Raw genomic sequence first — 19,064 nt, forward strand, 5'->3', positions numbered from 1 at the left:
GGAGTCCGTCCCAGCGCCTCTGTCTACGAGGCGGCTCGACGGGCGACGCAGGGTGAGCGCCGAGATCAAACTGAGACAAGTTGCACGGAGGGCTTGCCGCAGACGCGTCGAGCCGCCACGCCAGGCCTGCTGGCAGGCTTGTTGATCTACTTGCGACCAACTCCCACCGGATATACCAGAGCGCGGGCAGGATCATCGTGGTCAAAGATGGAACCCGGTAGCCGGCATCGCGTCAGCTGGGGAGATGCTCGACCTCGGGTGTCGATGCGACGTGAACAGTAAAGAATGCTCCATCTGGTGACGCGCGTCCCGGTGGTGTTGGAGTCCGGTCGCACTGGTGCCAGCCAACATCCGGAGGATTTGTGCCGCTCATTGCCGCGTCCCTCGTCGCTGCGGGACTGCTTGCTACGGGAACCATCGCTGAAGCCGAGATCGCGCCGATTTCGTTCTCAGTTCCGCAGGCGATTTTCTCGAATGCGCTCCGCTTGAACTCGACCGACTCCTCGTCGGAAGTCATAACTGTCGCCATATTCCACTTCGACAAGGTGTCCGGCGCGAAGATCTTCCATTTCGACGACCGAGAGCAAGCGTAGGTCGTATTTCCGGCCGCCGCCTGCGATGCGGCGGCCGGAGTCCGCGTTTCCACCCTGACGGGTGACCCGGGGGCAAGTAATGCCGTCGGTGCTCGGTCTTGTGGCGTGCGGATCGCATCCATCCGGCAGCGCGTTCTCGGCCCCCGTGCCTAGAGCCGCTCCACGCGGACCCGGTAGGAGACCTCGTCCGAGTCCTCCTCACGGTACGAGATCTGCCGGATCTGCCGGTCGTCGTGGAAGAGCGCGACGTCGAGCAGCGCGCCGAGGTGCCCCAGCGGGACCTCGGCGCCGCGTCGCTTGTCGCGGAGGACGTCGCCGATGCCGCCGAGGAAATGGGTGACGTCGCCGGTGTGGCTGTCCGGCGGGTGGCGGAGCACGACCTCCAGCCCGACGGGGGAGGTGAGCGGCATCCAGCCGGTCTCCTGGGCGGCCAGGCAGGCGGCCTCCAGGAGCGCGCGGACGCGGACGGCCTGGCGGCCACCGGCGGCCAGCAACGGCGTGGGGGAGGTCTTCAGCGGCGGAAGCCCGGACACCTCGAACGTGAGGGCATGGGCAGGCGTCTCCGTCATGGGCGGCATCTCCTCGTTGACGACGACCTGAACCAGGAGCGTCGAAACGGCGGTGCGAATCACTTCGGACCCCGGACAGCCGTGACGGGACTGGCGGCGCCGCCCGATCACGGTGTTCTTGGATGTCGCATCGTCCGCCACAGCGCGGACTCGCCCATCGACCGTACCGGTCGGCCGAACGGCATGAACAGGCTCTGTCGTTCACATTTCCGCCACACAAACGGTGATCATGGAGACTGGAGGCATGCGCATAGGTGTCCTCGACGTCGGGTCCAATACCGCCCAGCTGGTCGTGGCCGACATCGGCAACGGGGTGCCGCTGCCGGTGCACGCGGTCAAGGAGCCGGTCCGGCTCGCCGAAGTGGTCGGACAGGACGGCGCGCTGGGCACCGAGGCGATCGACCGGCTCGTCACCGCCGTCGGCGCGGCCGTGGCGCAGGCCCGCCACTTCGAGGTCCGCGAACTGTTCGCCTACGCCACCGCCGTGGTCCGCGACGCGCCGAACCGGGACGCCGCGCTCGCCGAGATCGACGCGCGGACCGGTGTGCGCCTCGGCACGCTGTCCGGCACCGAGGAGGCGGAGCTGACGTTCCTCGCGGTCCGCCGCTGGATGGGCTGGCGCGCCGGGCCGCTGCTGCTGCTCGACATCGGCGGCGGCTCCGCGGAGATCGCCTACGGCCACGACCTGACACCGGAGTTCGCGGTCTCCCTCCCGATCGGCGCGGCCCGGATCACCCGCGAGCGCCTGGCCGGCGACCCACCGCGCGTGGCCAGGGTGGAGAAGGCCCGCCGCTACCTCCGCCGAGAACTGGGCGAGGTCGCCACCCGGATGCGCTGGGACGCGCCGCAGACCGCGGTCGCCACCTCGCGCACGTTCCAGCAGCTGGCGCAGCTCTGCGGCGCGCCCGCACCCGGCCGCGGCCTGTTCGTGCCACGGGTACTGCGCCGCGTCGACCTCGCCCAGCAGATCGGCCGGCTCGGGGCGCTGACCGCGGACAAACGCGCCCGCCTGCCCGGTATTTCGGCGCCGCGCGCCCGGCAATCGCTGGCCGGGGCGCTGGTCGCGCACACCATGATGGACATGTTCGGGCTGGCGGAGGTCACGATCTGCCCGTGGGCGCTGCGCGAGGGGATTCTGCTGCGGCGGGTCGAGGCGGCGGACAGCTGGGCGGATCGCGCGCTGACACTTCCGCCGACGGATGCGGATGTGAAGCGGATGGGCACATCGGGGAAGATCAAGAGATAGATATTCCCGCTTCCGGCGTGGTTGCGGTCCGCGTGCTCCCGCGGGCCGAGGGATCCGTGGGTGGTGCGTTGGGTCTTGGGTCGCGTCATTGCCTCCGGCGGGCTTCCGGCGGGAGCGCGCCGGCTCCGGGGCGGGATCCAAGACCCCCAACTGCCTGCCCGGATCCCGGGTGGCGGGGTTTCGTGCGGGCGTTTCTCCCCCTTCTGCCATCGACCCGGGACGAGCCGAGCGGATCATCGGCAGGGCCGCCGGCTTGGTCTGTCGTGTGGCGGTAGCGCGGGCGTGGCCGGTGCGCGGGACGCTATTTCGTGAAATTTCGGGTGTGGAGTGACCGGCTGATCGCGGTGGGGCGGGCCTTGATGTCGAGAGGCAGTCGAGCCTGCGTGGTGCGCGTGTTAACGGGGCGTTTCGCGCGGTGTGGGGTGGGGGAGAAGGTGGAGGGACGGTGGCGGCCTCTGTGGGCCGTCGTCGCTCGACTGCGCGCCGCGAGGTCTCGGGCGGCTCCGGGGAAGTGTGCACACCGGGGACGTCATGCGCATGAGCACCACGCGCATCGAATACCCGTGACGCGCGCCATCTCGGACGGGAGGCGAAGCACAGGATGGGTGATCCCCCGAACTCTGACACACGACGACGCCGCAGGAGCGTCACCGCGATTGTGGCAGCGGTGCTGGTGGCCGTGCCGCTCGGCGCGTGCGCCGGGCGGGACGACGACGGCGTACCCACGATCAATTTCTACAATCCGCCGGTCGAGAACATGCAGCATGTCATCGACGAGTGCAATGCGGCGGCGGGCGGGCGGTACGAGATCGTCTACCGTGTTCTGCCGCGTGCGGCCGACGACCAGCGGGTGCAGATGGTGCGCCGGCTGGCGGCGGAGGACGACAGCATGGACGTGCTCGGGCTGGACGTGACCTGGACGCAGGAGTTCGCCGGTGCGGACTGGATCCGGGAGTGGACCGGTGCGGACGCGGACCAGGTGCGACAGGGCACGCTGCCCGGACCGCTGGAGTCCGCCACCTATGAGGACAAGCTTTACGCCGCGCCGAACAACACGAACGTGCAGCTGCTCTGGTACCGCACCGACCTGGTTCCGGAGCCGCCGCGCACCTGGGATCAGATGATCTCGCAGGCGCAGCAGCTCAAGGCCGAGAGCAAGCCGTACCAGGTGATCACGATGGGCGCGCAGTACGAGGGCCTGGTCGTCCTCTACAACACGCTGGTGGCCGGCGCGAACGGCACCATCCTCAGTGCGGACGGGAAGACCGCCACCATGGACGCCGGCGCGGTCAAGGCTCTGGAGCTGCTGAAACGCTTCGCCACCGCGGGGGTGACCAGCCCGTCGTTCACGAACGCGCAGGAGGATCCGGCCCGGCTCGACTTCCAGTCGGGCAACGGCGCGTTCCAGCTGAACTGGCCGTACGTCTACCCGGCCATGCAGGAGGCGGCGCCGGACCTGGCGAAGAACGTGCGCTGGGCCCGCTATCCGGCGGTCGACCCGAGCACGCCGAGCCGGGTCACGATCGGCGGCACGAACCTGGCGGTCAGCGCGTACAGCCGGCATCCGGCCGAGTCGTTCGAGGCGGCGCGCTGCCTGCGCAACGCGGAGCACCAGAAGTATGCGGCGATCAATGACGGCGTGCCGCCGACCATCGAGTCGGTCTATGCCGCGCCGGAGATGGCGGAGGCGTACCCGATGAAGGACGTGATCCTGGAGGAGCTGCGGGACGCGGCGGTGCGGCCGCTGTCGCCCGCCTATCAGAACATCTCCACGGTCATGTCGGCCACGCTCTCGCCGCCGTCCGCGATCGATCCGGCCCGCACGGCCGAGGACCTGAAGAAGCTGATCCAGGACGCGCTGGAGTCCAAGGGGGTGCTGCCGTGACGCAGCTGTCCGAAGGCAAGCGTCAGGAGCGGCGGCTCGGCTGGCTGCTCTGCGCGCCGGCCGCGTTCGTCATGGTGGCGGTGACCGCGTACCCGATCCTGTACTCGGTCTGGCTGTCGCTGCAGCGCTTCGACCTGAAGTTCCCGGACGAGCGCGAGTTCGTCGGCCTGGACAACTACGTGACCGTGCTGACCAACGAGTACTGGTGGAACGCGTTCGGCGTCACGATGCTGATCACGGTGGTCACGGTCGCGGTCGAGCTGGTGCTGGGCATGGGTCTGGCGCTGATCATGCACCGGACGCTGGTCGGTCGCGGCCTGGTCCGGACCGCGGCGCTGATTCCCTACGGCATCGTGACCGTGGTGGCCGCGTTCTCCTGGCGGTACGCGTGGACGCCGGACACCGGTTACCTCGCGAACCTGATCACGCCGGACGGCGCGCCGCTCACCGAACGGGCCGGCTCGCTGGCGATCATCATCCTGGCCGAGATCTGGAAGACCACGCCGTTCATGGCGCTGCTGCTGATGGCCGGCCTGGCGCTGGTGCCGGAGGAGTTGCTCCGGGCCGCGTCGATGGACGGCGCGTCCGCGTGGCAGCGGTTCACCAAGGTGATGCTGCCGGTGATGAAGCCGGCCATCCTGGTCGCGCTCCTCTTCCGTACCCTCGATGCGGTCAGGGTCTTCGACAACATCTTCGTGTTGACGGCCGGGTCCAATGAGACCTCCTCCGTGTCGATGATCGCGTTCAACAATCTGTTGCGCGGGCTCAACCTCGGCATCGGCTCCACGATGTCCGTGCTGATCTTCCTCACGGTCGCGATCATCGCGTTCGTGTTCGTGAAGCTGTTCGGCACGGCCGCGCCCGGTGCCTCCGACGACGGGAGGCGATGATGACCGCGGTCACGCACGATCGCACGACGACCGGCGTCAGCAAGGAGACCCGAGCGAAGATCACCTGGAGCCTGCTGGACATCGTGGTCGTGGTGTTCGCGCTGGTCCCGGTGCTGTGGATCGCGTCGCTGTCGTTCAAGACGCCGGCCACGCTCTCCGACGGGAACTTCATCCCGCGGGAATGGACGCTGGAGAACTACCGGGTCATCTTCAGCACGGACCAGTTCGTCCGCGCGCTGATCAACTCGATCGGCATCGCGCTGATCGCCACCGCGGTCGCGGTGGTGCTGGGCACGATGGCCGCCTACGCGGTCGCCCGGCTGGACTTCCCCGGCAAGGGCCTGCTGGTCGGCGTGTCGCTGCTGATCGCGATGTTCCCGCAGGTCTCGCTGGTGTCGCCGCTGTTCGACATCGAGCGGCGGCTCGGGCTTTTCGACACCTGGCCGGGGCTGATCCTGCCGTACATCACGTTCGCGCTGCCGCTGGCGATCTACACACTCTCCGCGTTCTTCAAACAGATCCCGTGGGACCTGGAGAAGGCCGCGAAGATGGACGGCGCCACCCAGGCGCAGGCGTTCCGCCGGGTGATCGCGCCGCTGGCCGCGCCGGGCGTGTTCACCACCGCGATCCTGGTCTTCATCTTCTGCTGGAACGACTTCCTGTTCGCGATGTCGCTGACCTCCACCGAGCAGTCCCGCACGGTGCCGGTCGCGCTGTCGTTCTTCACCGGCGAGTCCCAGTTCGAGGACCCGACCGGCGCGATCTCCGCGGCCGCCGTGGTGATCACGATCCCGATCATTCTGTTCGTGCTGTTCTTCCAGCGTCGCATCGTCTCGGGTCTGACGAACGGCGCGGTCAAGGGGTGATGATCAGTGGCTGACATCGTGCTCGACGAGATCAGTAAGCGCTATCCGGACGGGACGACCGCGGTCGACTCCATCAGCCTGGAGATCGCGGACGGCGAGTTCGTGATCCTGGTGGGACCGTCCGGCTGCGGGAAGTCCACCACACTCAACATGATCGCCGGGCTGGAGGACATCAGCTCCGGGAACCTGCTCATCGGCGGCGACCGGGTCAACGACAAGGCGCCGCGGGACCGGGACATCGCGATGGTGTTCCAGTCGTACGCGCTCTACCCGAACATGACGGTCCGGGAGAACATGGGCTTCCCGCTGCAACTGGCCAAATTGGACAAGGCGGTCATCCGGGAGAAGGTGGAGGAGGCCGCCAAGGTCCTGGAACTCACCGCCTACCTGGACCGCAAGCCGGCGAACCTCTCCGGCGGCCAGCGCCAGCGCGTCGCCATGGGCCGGGCGATCGTGCGCAGCCCGAAGGCGTTCCTGATGGACGAGCCGCTGTCCAACCTGGACGCGAAGCTGCGCGTGCAGATGCGCACCCAGGTCTCCCGCCTGCAGAAACAACTCGCCACCACCACGGTGTACGTCACGCACGACCAGACCGAGGCGATGACGCTCGGCGACCGGGTCGTGGTGATGCGCGCCGGGCGGATCCAGCAGGTCGGGCACCCGCAGGAGCTCTACGATCGTCCGGCCAACCTGTTCACGGCCGGCTTCATCGGCTCGCCCGCGATGAACTTCCTGCCGGCCGTGGCTTCCTCCGGCGACGTCCTGGAGACGCCGCTCGGGAAGATCACAATCCCGCCGCGGGTACGGGGTGCGCTCACCTCGTCCGAACTGATCCTCGGCATCCGGCCCGAGCATTTCGAGGACGCGACGCTGGTCGACGCCGCGCAGCGCGCCCGGGGTCACGAGTTCACCGCACCCGTCGACCTGGTCGAGTCGATAGGCTCCGACAAGTACGCATATTTCACGTTAGAAGGTGAAAGTGCCACATCGGCGGAGCTGGAGGAGCTGGCCGCGGACGCGGGCGGCGCCGACCTGCCCTCCGGAGCGTCCAATCTGGTCACCCGATTCGCCGCCGAGTCCGGCGTCCGGGCAGGTGAGACGCGCGACGTCTGGCTGAACACGGAGAAGGTCCATCTGTTCGACGCCTCCACCGGCAAGAACCTGACGCTGTAGATCAATCCGCCGGGACCTCTTCCGTGGAGGGGGTTCCGGCGGGCAATATGTGGCCCATGGGTGAACTGGTGCCGTTGCCGCGCCGGGGAGAGATCTTCTCCGACGTCCGGGGCGATTCACGCGTGATGCGGGTCAGCTGCCACGACGAGAGCGACATGGTCGTGCTCTCGCTGTGGGTCGACCGTCACTGCCGCGCCTCCTTCCGCCTCCTCGGCGAGGACGTCCCGCGCCTGATGGAGACGCTCGGCAGCCTGAACGCCGCCGCCCCGGCCCAGCGCCTCGACCCTGCCCGCCCCGACCCGGCGGACGTGCTCTCCTGGGAGCCCTCCGAGCTCTCCGTCTCCGCCGAGTCCGCCATCGGCCTGGCTCCGGAGCCGCCCGCACCGCCGATGCCGTTGACCGGCGCGTTCGACGTCGTCGTCCGCCCGATCTCGCCCGCCCCGCGCGATCCGGGCCAGTTCCCGCCGGCCGCGGCCGGCTGACGCAGGCCAGGCACCGCACGTCCCCTGGCTGCCGCGGGCCGATCCGAACTGGCGGCGCACCTCGCCGGCTGATGTGAGCCGGCGGCGCAGGTCGCCGACCGGCGGCTGACGCAGGTCCCGGCCGGCCGGCGCAAAGATCGCGTGCCAAGGCCGCGGCCGGTTCCGCGGCTGGTCTCGCGTTCCCGCAGGTTGATGGGTGCCCTCTTTCGGCGCGTCGTCTGCGCTCCGCGACCCGTGCCACATCGGGCGCCGCGCGCCCGAAATTTCGGCTTATCCCGGCATAGTCGGCGACGTTTCGGCACGTCGGAGCCGCTCCGGCAACCTGAGCATTACGCTGGGTGATTGTTTGCACCACTGGCTTATCGGCGGGTGCGCGCTACGCTGATGTGGCCAACGTTGGGAGGTCCCCCATGCCGAGCATCATCCTGTGGGTGTCGACGCTTGCGCTGCTGGCCGTCGCCGGCTTCGCCTGGTTGTCCGCACGCCCGCAGACCCGCCGCGTCCCGGTGGTCCAGGTGATCGACCGCGAAGGCCGGGTACACAGCCTCCCGGCCGACGACCCGCGCATCTCCGGCCGATTCTGAGCCACCCCCGCCCGTAACGCAGGCGGTCTCCAGGTCGCCGCCTCACCCGAGGCGGCGGCCTCTTTTTCGTTGCCGCCGGCGACCCGCCGCCTGCCCTCCGTCGTCCCGCCTGGCGGGAGCAAAGCCGGCGATCAGGCCGTTCGATCGACGAATTTGATCCGCAACACCCCGGACGGGTGGAACGGTTCGGGTGGTGAAAGCACGGACCCTCGTCCTTGCGATCAATCTGTGCGGGCGATAAGGATGGGACGTTCGATGCCATCGAAGCGTCGGGGACACGGTCTCGCGAAAGGCCGAAACGACGCATCCGCGAAGATCGGCGTCAGGGGAAGGCGAAACACATCATGAATACCGAGAAGCGTGCCACGCTCGCCAGACCGCACGGGGGGCCCGAGGGGGAGGGTGGCACGACGGGCTGGTTGGCAGCGGCCGTGCTGGTGTCTGTGCTGCTGGTGGTGTTCGTCGGGCTCGCGATAACGGTCTGAACACCACGTCTCCGGGCGGGCCCGGAGACGAGTGCTCAAGAAAAAAAGGTCAGAAGGCGTTGCCGCCCTCGCCCTCACGAGACCGTCCGGTCGTGGATTCCATTGTCAAACCCCTTAGCAATGAACCGTTCAATCCGCAGCCAGACTAACATTCACCCGTTCCGGTGATCGGGGAAATGGTGCTGTCCCCCTAAAGCAGCACGGGACGGAATGCATGACCGTGCCATAATTCGGCGATGGCTGGCAATTCCGGAACGCGCGAGGAGCAGAAGAAAACCTATTCTCAGGCCGCGGCCGGGGTGTGGGAGATCGTTCCGGTCGCGGTCGGCGTCGTGTCCGGCGTGGCGGGGCTGGCCGGGTTCTCGCAGGGGGCCTCGCGGCTGGCGCTGCTGCTCACGGCCGTGGTGTGCGGGCTGATCGCGGTGGTCCGGTTCTGGACGATCTTCGTGCTCCGGCACAACGGCGAGCTGAAGTCGACGATCCGCCGCCTGCAGACGGACGGTGCGGCGCTGCAGGCCGAGAACGACTCGCTCTCCAGCGCCAATCAGACGCTCCAGGCCGACAACCGCACGCTCCAGGCCGACAACGAACGGCTCGCCGAGGAGCACACCGGCTACGTCAACGCGATCCAGCGCATCGTCGACCGGGAGACCGCGGCGTTCCACGAGGATCTCGAGGTGACGATAACGGTCGGCGCGCAGGACGGGGACGACGTGATCGTCGAGCGGCGCCACACGTACCCCCGGGAGCGTGTGACGCACCGCTCGATGCGCCCGATCGTGCCGGCCGGCCGCGCGGCGCAGGTGTCCCGGCTGTCCGACATCGACTACCGGGTGCGGTTCCTACCGGACGACGCGCCGGTGGAGAAGTTCGCGCTGATCGAGGAGATCGGCCACCTGCGGGTGTGGCTCGTGTTCGACCAGCCGTTGACGGACGAGGTCGACTGGGAGGTCACCTACCACCCCGCCGGCCTGTGGCGGCCGCTGCGCCAGCGCGGCCGGGACGTGCTGCGCTGGCGCGACCAGCTGATCACCACGGACACCAAGCCGTCCGCGCTGGCGTCGTTCACGGTCACGTTCCTGTTCCCGGGTCACCTGCCGATGCCGTGGGTGACCGAGCGTCACCAGCACGGCAGCGTGACCCCGGCGCGGCGGACCGGCGGCGGGCAGTGGGAGGTCCGCTGGCGTGATCCGGCGCCGGCCGGCCACTACTACGAGTGGGACCTGCTGCAGCCGGTCAGATGAGCGTCATGGCCTGGCCGTGCCCCCGGCCCCAGGCCATCGGCGTGCCGTCCAGCGCCACCACGTTCCACGGCTCGTCGTCCGGCGGCGCGGGCAGGCCGGGGAACGGCAGCACGCCGGGCGCCTCCACGGAGATCCAGTGGCCGGGCAGCGACCGCACCAGCTCCACGAAGGCCTGCCGAGGCTCGGGCGGGACCAGGTACAGCACGGACGTGTGGAAGACGACCAGCGTCGCGTCCGGTGGCGCGGACGCGGCCAGCGCCGGCAGGTCCGCCACCAGATCGCCGCGCACCAGCAGCGGCGGATCGGCCGCGGCCAGGGCGGCGGCCTCCCGCAACCGGGCGCGCCGATGCGTCTGCTCCGGCCAGATCAGCGCCTCCAGCCAGTCCAGATCGGACGCCGACCGCACGTCCAGCGGATTCAGGTCCAGCCCGGCGCGCCACACCACCTCCGGCACCCGGTCCGGCAGAAAAGACCCAGAACCTGCAAATTCACAATCCAGCAGGGGTACGCCCGACCCGACCGTCCGCCCGCTGTACGCATACGCATACCGGTCGGGATACAGCCCCAGCCCGGCCGACGCGCCCACCTCCAGCAGCGCCAGCGGCTGGGGCAGCGACGCCAGCAGCGGCAGCAGCAGCGCGCACCGCCCGATCTCGTTCGTCTGCGTGATCCGGGTCCGCATCTCGTGCGCCACCGCGTCCCACCGCGCCGTCACGAACTCGCGGAACGCCGGCCACGGCGACACCGGCCCGCCCAGCAGCCGGACCGCGCCGAACAGCAGGTTCGGCTGCCGTGAGCGTTCCGGCAGCGTGTCGATGAGCGCGAGCAGTTCGTGGTCGGCCGCGACCGTGCGGGACAGCGCCGCATAGGTCGCGGACCAGCCGTCCGCCTCGCGCGCGAACAGGGAGTAGCGAAGATCGGTCATGAAGCAAGCATCCCCGGACGCCGTCGCGTCCGGGGATGCCCGATGTGGATGAGGGTCGTCTGTTCAGCCCGGACCGATGTACGTCATGCCGACTTCCCCTCGCCGCCTGCGTCGGCCAGTCCTACCCGACCGGCCAAGAACTACTCTATCTGCGGCCTGAGCTGGGGAAATCACGATTTCGTGCCACCCGGCGGGCCCTCGTCTCAGACCGTCAGCGCGGTCGGCGAGAGGATGTGCATGCGTCCCTCCGCGATCGAGAAGTAGCCACCGCAGAGCTCCAGTTCGCCGGCTGCCTCGCGCTTGGCGACGCCGGGGTGCGTGCGCAGGTTCTCCAGCTGCTGCAGCACGTTCTCCCGGCCGAGCCGGTCCAGCCGGTCCGGCCCGTCCGGGACCGAGGACATCCGGTCCAGGCTGTGCGTCCCGTTCCGCAGCCAGCCGCTCAGGTACGGCATGTCGCCCGCGCTCCCCGGCGTGAGCAGCGCGTCCATGGCGCCGCAGGCCGAGTGCCCGCAGACCGTGATGGTCTTGATCGGGAGCACCGCGAGCGCGTACTCGATGGCCGCGATCGTGGAGTCGGTCGGATCCGCCTCGCCGTGCCGTGGCACCAGGTTGCCGACGTTACGGACCGTGAACAGGTCGCCGGGCCCGCTGGACGTGATCAGGTTCGGCACCAGGCGCGAGTCCGCGCACGTGATGAACAGGTGGGTCGGCCGTTGCCCCTCGGCCAGCTCGCTGAGCAGCGGCCGGACCAGCGGCGCGACGTGCGAGTGGAACTCCTCCGAGCCCTCCTCCAGCTGCCGCCGGCCGGAGAGCGTGGCCGCGAGCGGATGCCAGGCCTGGCGGTTGCGTGACGGCGGCGTGCGCCGGACCGGCCGTGGCAGCCCGGTGGCGCCCTGCGCGTACCACTGCTCCTGCACCTCGTCGATGCGGACCGTCCCGCCGGCCCGTTCGTACCCGGTGCGCCAGTCGTCGATTGCGGTCACCCCGGCGTGATCCATGAAATCGATGTTCAACGAAAGATCCACCACCTCCTTCGCGGGTACGGCCGTGAGCGCGCGTGCCAGGGCCGGGACGCTGAGGAACGTCAGCGAGCCGTCGACCGTGACCCGCACCGGCGCGTCCAGCTGCGGCGTGACCTTGACGGAGATCCGTGCCAGCCGCCAGATGGTGAGCAGCAGCGCGCAGCCGAGCCCGATGAGCACGCCCTCGAACAGGCCGAGCGCGACCACGCCGGCCATGGTGAGCAGGTAGACCGGCAGTTCCCCGTGCCGGTGCACGCCGCGCATGTGCGCCAGGTTGACCATCTGCACGCCGATCGCGACCAGCAGCGCGGCCAGCGCTCCCAGCGGGATCAGCTCCATCGCGGGCGCGGCCGCCAGCGCGAGCGCGAGCACCCAGACGCCGTGCATGATCGTGGACCGGCGGCTGCGTGCGCCCGCGGCCGCGTTCGCGGTGCTGCGCACGACCACGCCGGCGATCGGCAGGCCGCCGAGCAGGCCGGCGGTGAGGTTCGCGGCGCCCTGACCGGCCAGTTCACGGTCCAGGTTCACGCGCGGGCCGTCGTGCAGGCGGTCGACCGCGACGGCGCAGAGCAGCGATTCGACGCTGGCGACCAGCGCGACCGCGATGACCGCGCCGGCGATCGAGCTCCAGCTGCCGTCCGGCCACTGTGGTGTGACGAGCGCGCCGATCGGGTCGTCGGGCAGGTCGACGCGGGCGACGTCCCAGGCGAAGACCGTGGCGAGCGCGGTGCCGGCCCCGATCGCGGCGAGCGGCGCCGGAATGACCTTGAACCGGCTCGGCAGGCGCCCCCAGCCGATCAGCACGATCAGCGTGAAGAGGCCGACCGCGACCGAGTGGGTGTGATTGCGGACGAGCTGCCCCGGCAGCTCGATGAGGTTCTCCAGCGCGGAGCTCTGCGGCGTGCCGCCGAGCACGATGTGCAGCTGGGAGAGGGCGATGACGAGGCCGACCCCGGCAAGCATGCCGTGGATGACCGCGGGTGAGACCGCGAGCGCGGCGCGGGCCACGCGGAACAGCCCGAGCGCGAGCTGAAGGACGCCGGCCGCGGCGACGATGGCGCAGGTCGCGGCCCATCCGTAGGTTTGCACGAGGCCGGCCACGATCACCGTGAGACCGGCCGCCGGGCCGCTGACCTGCACCGCGGAGCCGCCGAACAGGCCCCCGACGATGCCGCCGACCACGGCGCTGATCAGGCCGGCCACCAGCGGTGCACCGGACGCGACCGCGATACCGAGCGAGAGCGGCACGGCGATCAGCACGACCACCAGAGAGGCGCCGAAGTCGGAGCGCCAGAGCGAGACCTTTGTGGAACTGCCGGTAACGGGCGGGCCGTGGGCCCCGTCGGCCGCCGGGGGCGGGTCCGGATCTCCCACCGGGGAAGCGCCGCCGCCCGGTGCGACAGCGCTACCCGATACCCTTAAATGCTTAAAAATCCCCATACTCCACCTTCTTTGCGTACGTAAGGTGCGGTCCTTACGTGCGCACAGAGTAGCGATCAGGGGTTGATGGAGTGGCCGGTTCCGCGCCGAATCTCCGGCGTTAACCAACGATTAATCCGCAAGAGTCAGCGCGGCAAGGAACGGCTCGCGCTCCGGCTTGGCAAACGCCGTGAACTCGCTGAAAACAGTCTGAAACCGAAGGCCCGAGCGGGGGCTCTCAAACCCGCCCGGACCTTCGGCGACCCCGGCATCCATCAGGTGCCGCTAGCAGAGTCCTACCCGCCGAGGGCCGGAATATGCCGATCAGAAACCGATTCCTGCGTGGGAGCGCTACCGGTCTCCGCGGCGTCCGGCAGCAGTCCGGCGAGCAGCTCGGTCAGCACCGCGAGCCCGTCCTGGCTGAGCACGGACTCCGGGTGGAACTGCACGCCGGCGAACCTGGCCCCACGCAGCGCGTGCACCGCGCCGTCCTCCGGATCCCGCGCCAGCTCCACCGGCCCGAACGGCGTCGCCACGGTGTCCACGCCGGACAGCGCCGTGTACGTGGAGTAGAAACCGACCCGGCGCATCGTCCCGAAGAGTGGGACGTCGCGCTGCATTCCCTGATATGGCGCGTCCCGGCGGTGCAGACGCAGTCCCAGCATGCCGGACAGCAGCTGGTGGGACAGGCACACCGCCAGTAACGGGCGCCCCGTCCGCACCAGCTCCCCGATCAGCGCCCGCAGCGCCGCGCCCTTGGCGAACGCCGGATCCGTCGGATCGCCCGGTCCCGGACCCGGAACCACCAGGTCGAAGCCGTCCAGATCCCCCGGTGCGTGCCACGGCCGCACCTCCACGCCCAGGCCCAGCGCGCGCAGCTGATGCGCGAGCATGCCGGTGAACGTGTCCTCGCCGTCCACGATCAGCGCCCGCCGGCCGGCGAAGCGCGGTGCCGGGGCGGCCGACGCGCGGTCGTCCAGCCAGAACCGGGCGAGCCGGTCGTTGCGGGCCGCGAGCGCACGGCGTACCCCCGGATGCTCGTGATTGTCGCTCCCGGCGGCCTGCCCGGTCGCGCGTGGCAGCAGACCCAGCGCGGACAACACGCCCGCGGCCTTCGCGTGCGTCTCCGCGACCTCGCCCGCCGGCGTCGAATGCCGCACCAGCGTCGCGCCGACCGGAACCCGCAGCTCACCGTCGGGCGACAGCTCCGCGGTCCGGATCATGATGGGCGCGTCCAGCGACTGACCGCCGTCGTCGTCGCGGCCGAGCAGCGCCAGCACGCCCGCGTAGTAGCGACGGCCCCGGCGCTCGTGCCGCGCGATCACCCGGCACGCGTTCTCGATCGGGCTGCCGGTCACGGTCGGCGCGAACATCGTCTCCCGCAGCACCTCCCGCACGTCCATCGCGGTGCGCCCGGCCAGCAGGTATTCCGTGTGGGTGAGGTGCGCCATCTCCTTCAGGTAAGGCCCGAGCACCTGGCCGCCGGCCTCCGCGACCGTGGCCATCATCTTCAGCTCCTCGTCCAGCACCATGTAGAGCTCGTCGCGCTCCTTGTGGTCCTCCAGGAACGTCAGCAGCGCCTCGGGCGCGGGCGGTGTGTTGCCGGCGTGCCGGAACGTGCCGCTGATCGGATTCATCATCACCAGGCCGTCCGCCACGCTGACGTGCCGCTCCGGCGTGGCCCCGACCAGGTAGCGCGTGCCGGTCCAGACCAGGAACGTCCAGTACGCGCCGCGCTCCGCCGTCAGCAGGTTGCGGAACGCGGCGAGCGCGGCCGTGCGCGGGTCGTTCCGCACCGTGGCCCGGAACGTCCGGTGGATCACGAAGTTCGCGCCCTCGCCGTGGCCGATCTCGCGGCGCAGCACGTCCTCGACCGTGCGGCTGTAGGCGTCGTCGTCGATGTCGAAGCCGGCGTTCTCCGTGACGATCGCGGTCTGCGGCAGCGCGTCGAGGGCCGCGTCGAGCGCATGCGTGGTCGCCTGCGCGATGCGCAGGAACGCAAGCGGCGTCCCGTCGTCGACCGTCTCAAAACCACGTTCGGCGATCTGGCGGTACGGGATGAGCGCCAGCGTCCGCGGGCCGGGCCCGTCGTCGAGAGGCAACTCGGCGAGCCTCCCGGCGGTGCCGACGTCGCCGGTGAAGGCCTCGACCTCGGTGGCGTGCTCGCGCCTGATCAGCGCGAACGGGCGCGCGCCGGAGATGATCTCGGTGAACATGTGGGTCTCCTGGCCGGTGCGGGGGCCGCCGTCACGCGGCGGGCCTCGGGCCACAGGGACTCGGTGGCGGCCGCCTCGATCGGGCGGCCGCGGTGTGATTACGCGCGGGGGGTGTGGGCCGCCGGGGAGGCGGGCCACCAGAGGTTCAATCGCGCGGACATGGCTCGGAGCGTACACGCTGATCGTGTTTGCGGGTGTCGGTGTCGGGGGTGCGGCGGGTCGCGTTTCGGGCTCGGCGGTCGCGTGTGCGCGGCTCGCAGTTCGTGCGGCGGGGTGCGGTTTGTGTGTTCTCGCTTGCCGTGGTGGGGGCGGGTCGCCTACCGTTGATCGCGATGTGAGCCGCTGACACCCTCCCCGACCCGCGCCCGAGGCCTCCGATGCCCGGCGGGTTTCCTTCATTTCTTTCCTGGGGTGTCCCGTCATGTCCGTTTCCGCGCTGCTCGCCCACGACCTCGTCCGCACGCTCGGCTCCCGCCGCGTGCTCGACGGCGTCTCCCTCGTCGCCGCCCCCGGCCGCCGCATCGGCCTGATCGGCGAGAACGGCACCGGCAAGACCACGCTGCTCCGCCTGCTCGCAGGCGTGGACGTGCCCGACTCCGGCAGTGTCGTGCGCCCGGAATCGCTCGGCTTCCTGCACCAGGAGTTGCCGTTTCCGGTCACCGCCAGGCTCTCCGACGTGCTCGACGCCGCGCTGGAGCCGTCCCGGTCGGCGCTGTCCTCGCTCGATCGCCTGGCCGCTCTGCTCTCTCCGGATTCCGGCCCGCCGACGGCTTCTGACCCGTCGGCTTCCGACCCGGCTTCCGCCGATGCGCTGCTGGCCAGATACGGTGCCGCTCTGGAGACCGCCGAAGAGCTGGACGCCTGGGACGCGGACCGGCGGGCCTCGCTGATCATGGCCGGGCTCGGGCTCGGGCATCCGGCGCTCACGCGTACCGTCGGCTCGCTCTCCGGCGGCGAACGCGGCCGCCTCGCCCTGGCCGCGCTGCTGATCCGCCGCCCGGCCGCGCTCCTGCTGGACGAGCCGACCAACCACCTCGACGACACCGCCGCCGCCTTCCTGGAGGAGGCGCTGCGCGGCCTCCCCGGCGTCGTGATCGTGGCCAGCCACGACCGGGCGTTCCTGGACGCGGTCTGCACCGACCTGATCGACCTCGACCCCGCCGCGGACGGCCCGTCCCGTTTCGGCGGCGGGTACAGCGCCTACCGGGATTTCAAGATCGCGGAACGGGAGCGGTGGCAGCGCCGCTTCGAGGAGGAACAGGACGAGCTGGCCTCGCTACGGATCGCCGCCTCGGCCACGGCCCAGCAGGTCGCCCACGGCCGCCCGCCGCGCGACAGCGAGAAGATGGGCCAGGGCCACACGGCCGGCCGTGTCCAGCAGCAGATCTCCCGCCGCGTTCGCAATGCCGCCCGCCGCCTGGAGGAACTGGAACGCACCCAGGTCCGCAAGCCCCCGAAGCCGCTCCGCTTCCACCCCACCGCGCTGGCCGCCGCGTCCGCCTCCGGCCTGCTCGTCTCGTTGCGTTCCGTCCACGTCCCCGGCCGCCTGACGCTCGACCACCTCGACATCTCCGCCGGCGACCGCCTCCTCATCACCGGCCCGAACGGCGTCGGCAAGTCCACGCTGCTCGCGGTCCTGGCCGGCCACCTGCGACCGGCGTCCGCGGTCCCGGCCTCGGCCGGCTCCGGATCAGGCGGCCCGGCCGCCTCCAGCGGCTCGACCGCCTCGTCGGGTCCCGGCAGCGCGGCAATCGGCTCCGCGGCGGCCGACCTCGGTCCTTCCGGCGCGGTCGTCGAGGGTGACGTGCAGCGACGTCGCGGCCTGCGGGTGGCGCTGCTGACCCAGGACACGGTCTTCGACCGCCCCGACGTGGTCACCCGCGACCTCTACCGTTCCGCGCTCGGCCCCGGCCGCGCCGACGCCGTTCCGCTGGCCTCGCTCGGTCTGCTCCCGGCCCGTGCCCAGACGCTCCCGGTCGGCGAGCTCTCCGTCGGCCAGCGCCGCCGCCTCGCGCTCGCCCTGGTCATCGCGAACCCGCCCGAGCTGCTCCTGCTCGACGAGCCCACCAACCACCTCTCCCCGCGCCTCGCCGACGAGCTGGAGGACGCCTTCGCCATCCCCGCCCCCGGCGCCATCGTCATCGCCACCCACGACCGCTGGCTCCGCTCCCGCTGGCCCGCCCGCGAACTGCCCCTCACGAGCCCGGACTCGCCCACCGGCTGATGCGCCGATTCAGCTCGTGGGCATGTCGACTGCCAGGCCTGCTGCCGATGCCGCCTCGGCCAGCCGTTTGTCGTAGGTCACGAATGACGTCAGCCGACCCTGGCCGTGGAGTCGCAGCCCGGTGGCCAGATGGATGGCGTCGAGGCTGCGCACGGCAGGCGGTGTGACCGTCTGCGCCAGGATGCGAATCCCGGGGTCGATCTCGATGCGGACGATGAGGTCCAGCAACGCATGGAATTCATCGATCACCGCAGGCATGTCCGCTGGGGGTGGTGGCCCGGACCAGCGCGCGGTAGGTCTCGATCTCCACGAGGCTCGAGCTGACGGCGGCATCGTCGCTATGGGAAATCGGTCGCGGGCAGGGTGGTCGGAACCTAGCCTCGGGGTCCATGGGTGCAGGGAAGCCGGTGTGGGCGCGGCATGTCTCGCGGGTAGTCGTGTTCACCGGGGCGGGGGTGTCGACGGGGTCGGGGATTCCGGATTATCGGGGGCCGGACGGGGTCTGGACGAAGGATCCGGGGCTGGTGACGGCGTTCGAGTACGAGCGGTTCGTGGGGGACGCGGAGACCAGGGCGCTGTTCTGGCGGACGTATGCGAACCACGCGGCCTGGGGTGCGGAACCGAGCGCGGCGCATCGGGCGATCGCGGGGCTGGATCGGCCGGGGACGGCGCTGCGGGTGCTGACGCAGAATATCGACGGGCTGCATCAGCGGGCAGGGCTGGCGGAGCGGAAGGTGCTGGAACTGCACGGGACCATGCACCGCACGGACTGCCTGGGGTGCGGGCGGTCGATGCCCACCACGGGGGTACGCACGCGCGTGCTGGCCGGCGAGGCCGACCCGCACTGCGCGGAGTGCGGGGGAGTGCTCAAGCTCGGCACCGTGCTGTTCGGGCAGGAGCTGGATCCGGTGGTGCTGGGGAACGCGGCCTCGATCATCCAGGCGGCACAGCTGGTGATCGCGGTGGGGAGTTCGCTGCTGGTGAACCCGGCGGCGGGGCTGATCGCGCTGGCGGTGGACCAGGGCGCCCAGCTTGTCCTGATAAATCGGGACCCGACGCCGTATGACGCGCTGGCGGTCGAGGTGATCCGGGAGGACATCGAGGTCGCGATGCCGCGGGTGGCCGGCTACCTGACGGGAGAGCCGGCGCACGCCTGACGGGCTCGGGTCGCGCCCACGCCCGTGTGGCGAGCCGGCCCGCGCCCGCCGGGCCGGCCAGGAATCCGTGCACAGCCCGTGCTC

At 70.5% G+C, this 19,064-nt stretch carries 17 protein-coding genes; 12 read left to right on the top strand and 5 right to left on the bottom strand.

Going from position 1 to position 19,064, the window contains the following annotated elements; genetic code table 11:
* Positions 1-362 precede the first annotated feature (362 nt).
* Positions 363-593: a hypothetical protein gene (locus OP04_RS16205; RefSeq protein WP_033340481.1), complete on the top strand. Its 231-nt coding sequence runs from the start codon at positions 363-365 to the stop codon at positions 591-593.
* Positions 594-742: 149 nt separating this feature from the next.
* Here the strand turns inward: OP04_RS16205 and OP04_RS16210 are convergent, their stop codons facing one another.
* Positions 743-1,162 carry a hypothetical protein gene (locus OP04_RS16210; RefSeq protein WP_033340673.1) on the bottom strand — a complete coding sequence of 140 codons (420 nt, stop codon included), beginning with the start codon at positions 1,160-1,162 and terminating at the stop codon, positions 743-745.
* Between the two features lie 244 nt (positions 1,163-1,406).
* Here OP04_RS16210 and OP04_RS16215 point away from each other — a divergent pair, with 244 nt between their 5' ends.
* The 9 genes from OP04_RS16215 to OP04_RS16245 all read left to right on the top strand — a co-directional run bounded on the left by OP04_RS16215 (position 1,407) and on the right by OP04_RS16245 (position 10,017).
* Positions 1,407-2,408: a Ppx/GppA phosphatase family protein gene (locus tag OP04_RS16215; protein WP_033340482.1), complete on the top strand. Its 1,002-nt coding sequence runs from the start codon at positions 1,407-1,409 to the stop codon at positions 2,406-2,408.
* Between the two features lie 658 nt (positions 2,409-3,066).
* Positions 3,067-4,293, top strand: coding sequence for an ABC transporter substrate-binding protein (locus tag OP04_RS16220; protein WP_232323606.1), 1,227 nt, complete (start codon positions 3,067-3,069; stop codon positions 4,291-4,293).
* Positions 4,290-5,183 carry a carbohydrate ABC transporter permease gene (locus OP04_RS16225; protein WP_033340484.1) on the top strand — a complete coding sequence of 298 codons (894 nt, stop codon included), beginning with the start codon at positions 4,290-4,292 and terminating at the stop codon, positions 5,181-5,183. The genes OP04_RS16220 and OP04_RS16225 overlap by 4 nt, the downstream gene beginning before the upstream one ends.
* Positions 5,183-6,049, top strand: coding sequence for a carbohydrate ABC transporter permease (locus OP04_RS16230; RefSeq protein ID WP_051798019.1), 867 nt, complete (start codon positions 5,183-5,185; stop codon positions 6,047-6,049). Before OP04_RS16225 ends, OP04_RS16230 begins: the two co-directional genes overlap by 1 nt.
* Before the next feature lie 6 nt (positions 6,050-6,055).
* Positions 6,056-7,222, top strand: coding sequence for an ABC transporter ATP-binding protein (locus tag OP04_RS16235; RefSeq protein ID WP_033340485.1), 1,167 nt, complete (start codon positions 6,056-6,058; stop codon positions 7,220-7,222).
* 56 nt (positions 7,223-7,278) lie between these two features.
* Positions 7,279-7,704 carry a hypothetical protein gene (locus tag OP04_RS49690; RefSeq protein WP_051798020.1) on the top strand — a complete coding sequence of 142 codons (426 nt, stop codon included), beginning with the start codon at positions 7,279-7,281 and terminating at the stop codon, positions 7,702-7,704.
* Between the two features lie 410 nt (positions 7,705-8,114).
* Complete coding sequence (locus OP04_RS53345) at positions 8,115-8,288, top strand: hypothetical protein (protein ID WP_157239885.1); 174 nt, start codon at positions 8,115-8,117, stop codon at positions 8,286-8,288.
* 344 nt (positions 8,289-8,632) lie between these two features.
* Positions 8,633-8,773 (top strand): hypothetical protein, encoded by a 141-nt coding sequence (locus OP04_RS53350; RefSeq protein WP_157239887.1) that lies wholly within the window; start codon positions 8,633-8,635, stop codon positions 8,771-8,773.
* 236 nt (positions 8,774-9,009) lie between these two features.
* Complete coding sequence (locus tag OP04_RS16245; RefSeq protein ID WP_063746616.1) at positions 9,010-10,017, top strand: hypothetical protein; 1,008 nt, start codon at positions 9,010-9,012, stop codon at positions 10,015-10,017.
* Here the strand turns inward: OP04_RS16245 and OP04_RS16250 are convergent.
* The 3 genes from OP04_RS16250 to OP04_RS16260 form a co-directional block, all read right to left on the bottom strand.
* Positions 10,010-10,942, bottom strand: a complete 933-nt coding sequence (locus OP04_RS16250) for a DUF2332 domain-containing protein (RefSeq protein ID WP_033340487.1) — start codon at positions 10,940-10,942, stop codon at positions 10,010-10,012. The two genes, OP04_RS16245 and OP04_RS16250, sit on opposite strands and share 8 nt — an antisense overlap.
* A gap of 203 nt (positions 10,943-11,145) precedes the next feature.
* Complete coding sequence (locus OP04_RS16255) at positions 11,146-13,338, bottom strand: SulP family inorganic anion transporter (RefSeq protein ID WP_051798022.1); 2,193 nt, start codon at positions 13,336-13,338, stop codon at positions 11,146-11,148.
* A gap of 341 nt (positions 13,339-13,679) precedes the next feature.
* On the bottom strand, positions 13,680-15,599 hold the full coding sequence (locus tag OP04_RS16260; RefSeq protein WP_033340677.1) for an anthranilate synthase family protein: 1,920 nt from the start codon (positions 15,597-15,599) through the stop codon (positions 13,680-13,682).
* Between the two features lie 421 nt (positions 15,600-16,020).
* Here OP04_RS16260 and OP04_RS16265 point away from each other — a divergent pair, with 421 nt between their 5' ends.
* Positions 16,021-17,823, top strand: coding sequence for an ABC-F family ATP-binding cassette domain-containing protein (locus OP04_RS16265; RefSeq protein ID WP_033340488.1), 1,803 nt, complete (start codon positions 16,021-16,023; stop codon positions 17,821-17,823).
* A 9-nt stretch (positions 17,824-17,832) separates the two neighbouring features.
* Here the strand turns inward: OP04_RS16265 and OP04_RS48500 are convergent, their stop codons facing one another.
* A complete protein-coding gene (locus OP04_RS48500) occupies positions 17,833-18,081 on the bottom strand; it encodes a PIN domain-containing protein (RefSeq protein ID WP_085066507.1) in 249 nt (82 codons plus the stop codon).
* Positions 18,082-18,212: 131 nt separating this feature from the next.
* Here OP04_RS48500 and OP04_RS16275 point away from each other — a divergent pair, with 131 nt between their 5' ends.
* Entirely contained in the window at positions 18,213-18,980 is a 768-nt protein-coding gene (locus OP04_RS16275; protein ID WP_051798027.1) for an SIR2 family NAD-dependent protein deacylase, read from the top strand.
* Positions 18,981-19,064: the final 84 nt, after the last annotated feature.

The organism is Catenuloplanes japonicus, from assembly GCF_000717135.1.
Taxonomy (GTDB): domain Bacteria; phylum Actinomycetota; class Actinomycetes; order Mycobacteriales; family Micromonosporaceae; genus Catenuloplanes; species Catenuloplanes japonicus.